General features: G+C 75.4%; 6 protein-coding genes. 5 read left to right on the forward strand and 1 reads right to left on the reverse strand.

The window, feature by feature from the left end; genetic code table 11:
- Nucleotides 1–155 precede the first annotated feature (155 nt).
- Complete coding sequence (locus G6556_RS17060; protein WP_166944074.1) at nt 156–896, forward strand: FMN-binding negative transcriptional regulator; 741 nt, start codon at nt 156–158, stop codon at nt 894–896.
- 77 nt (nt 897–973) lie between these two features.
- Entirely contained in the window at nt 974–2,458 is a 1,485-nt protein-coding gene (locus G6556_RS17065) for an amidohydrolase family protein (protein WP_166944076.1), read from the forward strand.
- Nucleotides 2,459–2,469: 11 nt separating this feature from the next.
- On the opposite strand, the gene G6556_RS17070 is transcribed toward G6556_RS17065, so the two are convergent.
- Complete coding sequence (locus tag G6556_RS17070) at nt 2,470–3,003, reverse strand: isochorismatase family protein (protein ID WP_346774964.1); 534 nt, start codon at nt 3,001–3,003, stop codon at nt 2,470–2,472.
- A 231-nt stretch (nt 3,004–3,234) separates the two neighbouring features.
- Here G6556_RS17070 and G6556_RS17075 point away from each other — a divergent pair, with 231 nt between their 5' ends.
- The 3 genes from G6556_RS17075 (at nt 3,235) to purQ (ending at nt 4,733) form a co-directional block, all read left to right on the forward strand.
- Entirely contained in the window at nt 3,235–3,672 is a 438-nt protein-coding gene (locus G6556_RS17075) for a hypothetical protein (RefSeq protein WP_166944080.1), read from the forward strand.
- 78 nt (nt 3,673–3,750) lie between these two features.
- Nucleotides 3,751–4,038 carry a phosphoribosylformylglycinamidine synthase subunit PurS gene (purS, locus tag G6556_RS17080; RefSeq protein ID WP_154729127.1) on the forward strand — a complete coding sequence of 96 codons (288 nt, stop codon included), beginning with the start codon at nt 3,751–3,753 and terminating at the stop codon, nt 4,036–4,038.
- Nucleotides 4,038–4,733, forward strand: a complete 696-nt coding sequence (gene purQ / locus G6556_RS17085) for a phosphoribosylformylglycinamidine synthase subunit PurQ (protein WP_166944082.1) — start codon at nt 4,038–4,040, stop codon at nt 4,731–4,733. The genes purS and purQ overlap by 1 nt, the downstream gene beginning before the upstream one ends.
- Nucleotides 4,734–4,842 lie beyond the last annotated feature (109 nt).

A 4,842-nucleotide genomic window follows, 5' to 3' on the forward strand; every position in this document is an offset into this window, starting at 1 on the left:
CGGCGCCCGGCGGCGGTGCCCGACAGTCAACCCCGGGACCCCGTGCCGGAGTCAATAGCCGGGATGCTGAGAGTTCAGTAGGCAATGAAAGTTTTACGTGCGTGACACAGGGCCTGGGTGCCGCCCGAGGGGTCCGTGGTGGTTCGATGGGCCGCGTGATCCACACGACCGACTACGTGCTGACCGACGAGGGGCGCGTGCGGGACCTGGTGCGGGCCCACGGGTGGGCGACGCTCGTCTCCGTGACCGACGACGGGCCCGTGGCGTCGCACGTGCCGGTGCTGCTGGGCGAGGACGTCACGCTGCCGTCGGGGCCCGGGGCGGGCGCCGGGGAGCCGGCGCCGCCCGCCCCCGCACGGCCCGCCCGCGACGCCCACGGCCTGCCCGACCGGTTCACCGTCCCGTCCGCCCCGCTCACCGTGCTCAGCCACCTCGGCCGGCCGGACGAGCTGCTGCACCAGGCCGGCTCCGGCCGCGAGCACCTGCTGGTCGTCGAGGGCCCGTACGGGTACGTCTCGCCCGGCTGGTACGGCTACACCCCGGCCGTGCCGACCTGGAACTACCTCGCCGTGCACCTCTACGGCACGCTCGAGCTGCTCGACGCCGAGGACTCGTACGCCGTCATGGGCGCGACGGTCGACCGGTACGAGCAGCCGATGCCCGAGCCGGTGCGGATGCCCGACGTCGAGGGCTACGCCCGCCGGATCGCGCCGGGCGCCGTCGGGTTCCGGCTGTCCGTGACCCGCTGGCAGGGCAAGGCCAAGCTCAGCCAGGACAAGCCGCGCGCGGTCGCGGAACGGGTCGTCGAGCACCTCGGCACCGACCCGCACTACGCCGACCCGGCGCTCGCGGCCGCGATGCGGGCCGAGCTCGACCGCCGCCCGGACTGGACCTGACCGGCGCTTGATCCGGGGTTGACCGGCGCCGAGGCCGGCGCGGACCCCACCACCGTCGAACGAAAGGCGTCACCGCCGTGAGCACCGCACCGCTCGTCCTGACCCGCGCCCGCCTGCTCGGCGCCGCCCGCACCGTCGACGTGCTGCTGCGCGACGGCCGGGTGCACGCCGTCGGGCCGGACCTCGCGCACGGCGCCGGCGCGGGCGTCGAGCAGGTCGACCTCGACGGCCGGACCGTGATGCCGGGCCTGTGGGACGCGCACACCCACATGACGCAGTGGGCGCTCGCCCGCCAGCGGCTCGACGTGTCCGCCGCGACCTCCGCCGCGCACGCGATCCGGATCGTGCTCGACCGGCTCGCCGCGCGCCCGCTGACGCCCGGCACCGCGCTCGTCGGCTACGGGTTCCGCGACGGCCTGTGGCCGGACGTGCCGACCGCGGAGCTGCTGGACGCCGCCGTCGGCGACGTGCCGGTGATCCTCGTGTCCGGCGACCTGCACTGCGCCTGGTTCAGCACCGCGGGCCTGCGGTACGCGGGCGTCTCCGGCCACGCGACCGGGCTGCTCCGCGAGGCCGAGTGGCTGCCCCTGACCAGCGTGGTCGACCACGTGCCCGACGACGTCGCCGACGAGTGGGTCGCCGAGGCCACGCGGGCCGCCGCCGCACGTGGCGTGGTCGGCGTCGTCGAGCTCGAGATCACCGAGAACCTCACGCCCTGGCGCCGCCGGATCGCCGCCGGCACCGACGCGCTGCGGGTCCGCGCAGGGGTCTGGGAGCCGTACCTGGACCGGGTGCTCGCCGAGGAGCTCCGGTCCGGCGACGTGATCGTGGGCACCGGCGGGCTGCTCCAGCAGGGCCCGCTCAAGGTCGTCACCGACGGCTCGCTCAACACCCGCACCGCGTTCTGCCACGACCCGTACCCCGGCCTGTCCGGCGCCGACGCGCACGGCGTGCTGTCCGTCCCGCCCGAGCACCTCGTGCCGCTCATGGCCCACGCCAGCCGCAAGGGCCTGACCTGCGCGATCCACGCGATCGGCGACCACGCGAACACCCTCGCGCTCGACGCGTTCGCGGCCTCCGGCGCCCGCGGGTCCGTCGAGCACGCCCAGCTGCTGACCGACGACGACGTCGCCCGGTTCGCCGCGCTTGGCGTCGTCGCGTCCGTGCAGCCCGAGCACGCCATGGACGACCGCGACGTCGCCGACCGGCACTGGGCCGGGCGCACGGGGCGGGCGTTCGCGCTGGCGTCGCTGGCCGCGGCGGGCGTCGAGCTCGTCCTCGGGTCGGACGCCCCCGTGGCACCGCTCGACCCGTGGGTCGCGGTGTCGGCCGCGGTCGAGCGCACCCGGGACGGCCGCGAGCCGTGGCACCCGGAGCAGCGGCTCGACCTGCTGACCGCGCTGCGGTCCTCCGTCGACCGGCAGCCGCTGACGCTCGCCGTCGGGGCGCCCGCCGACCTCGCCGTGCTCGACGCGGACCCGCTGCAGGCCGAGGCGCCGCTGCGGGAGATGCCGGTCGCCGGGACGCTGCTCGCGGGGCGGTGGACGCACCGGGGGTTCTGAGCCCCGGTGCGTCACGCCGCGGCGACCACCTCCGCCGTCCGCACCACGCGGGCGAACCCGCCGCCGTGCAGGCTCGTCGCGGTCGCGCGCGTCAGCTCCTCCGCCGACAGCACGACGCCGTCCGGCCCCGCGAGGTCGAACGTGTGCGCGGCGTCGACCGGCAGCAGCACGTCGTAGCCGAGGTTCCCGGCCATCCGGGCGGTGGTCTCGACGCACATGTTGGTCTGGATGCCGCACAGCACGAGCTGCCCGATCCCGGCGCCGGTCAGCCAGGCGTGCAGGTCCGGCTCGCCGTAGAACGCCGAGTTCACCGACTTCGTGACGTGCAGCGCCGGCTCGACGTCGGCGACGACGGGCTTGAGGTCGTAGCCCGGGGTGCCGGCGTGCAGCGGCGGCGAGGTGCGCGAGGCGTGCTGCACGACCACGACGCGGCGGCCGGTGCGCCGCCACGCGTCGACGAGTACGCCGATGTTCCGCTCGGCGTCGGGATTGTCGCGCCGGCCCCAGAAGGCGGCGTCGTCGAAGCCCTGCTGCACGTCGATCACGACCAGGGCGGCGTCCGGGGAGAGGTCCGTGCGGCGATCGTGCTGGTCGCGGCCCCGACCGGCGAGGGGCTGCGCTGCCGATCTCCGTCGACTCCCCGCCACGCCGCCGGGTCACCGACCCACCCACCCGGTCGGCGTCGACCGTTCGGGTGGTCCGCCCGACGGGCGTGGGTGCTAGCACCCAGAGGTCCCAGGACAGCGCCGCTACCGGGTCGTAACGTCCCCGCTCATATGCGCCCTGACCTGCACGTCCTCGCCCCGCACGGCATCGGTGGCCGCACCGCGCTCGGGTACCACCCCCGGGACGGGCGCCCGGTCGCCTGCTGGGTCGTGCACCCCACGCACCGGGAGCCCGGCGTCGTGCCGCGGCTCGAGCGGTACGCCGCCGCGCTCGGCCTGTCCGGCACGGACGACACCGCGCTGCGCGAGGTCGACGACTACCGGGCCTCGCTGACCGCCGCGGGTGGCTGGGCGACGCTCTGGGTCGGCGACGAGGTCGAGCTCGCGGCGGAGCACGACGACGCCTGGCTGGACGCGCTGCTCGACCGGGGCTGGGCCGTGGTCGTCGTCGGGTACTCCACCGACCTCGCCACCTCGGACAACCCGGCGATCATGGCCTACCTCACCGGCGGCGGGAACGCGCACGTCGGGGTGGTCCGCGCCGCCTGACGGACGCGCGCGCGGAGGTGCCCCGCGGGGTGGGTACGCTGTGACCATCCCCACCGCCGCGAACCAGGGAGCTCACCCGTGGGACGAGTCGTCGTCGATGTGATGCCCAAGCCGGAGATCCTCGACCCGCAGGGCAAGGCCGTCGCCGGCGCGCTGCCGCGGCTCGGCTTCGGCCAGTTCACCAGCGTCCGCCAGGGCAAGCGGTTCGAGCTCGAGGTCGACGGGCCGGTGACCCCCGAGGTCCTGGCCGCCGCCGCCGAGGCCGCCACCCAGGTGCTGTCCAACCCGGTCATCGAGGACGTCGTCCGCGTCGCCGACTCCGAGGCCGACGCCGCCGGGACCGTCCTCTCCGAGGGCCTGGCCTGATGACCAAGATCGGCGTCGTCACCTTCCCGGGCACCCTGGACGACCGCGACGCCGCGCGCGCCGTGCGCCTCGCCGGGGCCGAGCCCGTCGCCCTCTGGCACGCCGACGCGGACCTGCGCGGCGTCGACGCCGTGGTCCTGCCCGGCGGGTTCTCCTACGGCGACTACCTGCGCGCCGGCGCCATCAGCCGGTTCGCGCCCGTCATGGGCGAGGTCGTCGAGGCCGCCGGCAAGGGCATGCCCGTGCTCGGCATCTGCAACGGCTTCCAGGTCCTCACCGAGGCGCACCTGCTGCCCGGGTCGATGATCAAGAACGACCACCTGCACTTCGTCTGCCGCGAGCAGGTGCTGTCCGTCGAGCGCGCCGACACCGCGTGGACCGCCGAGTACGCGCAGGGCGAGCGGATCACGATCCCGCTCAAGAACCAGGACGGCCAGTACGTCGCCGACGAGCACACCCTCGACGAGCTCGAGGGCGAGGGCCGGGTCGTGTTCCGCTACGAGGACACCAACCCGAACGGCTCGCGCCGCGGCATCGCCGGCATCAGCAACGCGCGCGGCAACGTGGTCGGCCTCATGCCGCACCCCGAGCACGCGGTCGAGGCCGGCTTCGGTCCCGACGGCGCCCGCGGCCCGCGCTCGGGTACGGACGGCCTCCGGTTCTTCACCTCGGTGATGCGCGCGCTCGTCTCCTGAGGCGCGGGCGGCCGCGTGGCCGCCGAGTGGACATGACACGCGTCGAGCGCCTATCCGCTGGGTAGGCGCTCGACGTGTTTCGTACGCACTCGCGGGCCGAGCGCGGCCG

Origin of the sequence: Cellulomonas sp. IC4_254 (genome assembly GCF_011603975.1) — a bacterium.
Classification (GTDB): Bacteria; Actinomycetota; Actinomycetes; order Actinomycetales; family Cellulomonadaceae; genus Cellulomonas.

Bases quoted from the DNA above. Each gene is read 5' to 3' on its own strand.
- G6556_RS17075 (WP_166944080.1), top strand. From the start codon at position 3,235: ATGCGCCCTGACCTGCACGTCCTCGCCCCGCACGGCATCGGTGGCCGC.
- purQ (WP_166944082.1), top strand. From the start codon at position 4,038: ATGACCAAGATCGGCGTCGTCACCTTCCCGGGCACCCTGGACGACCGC.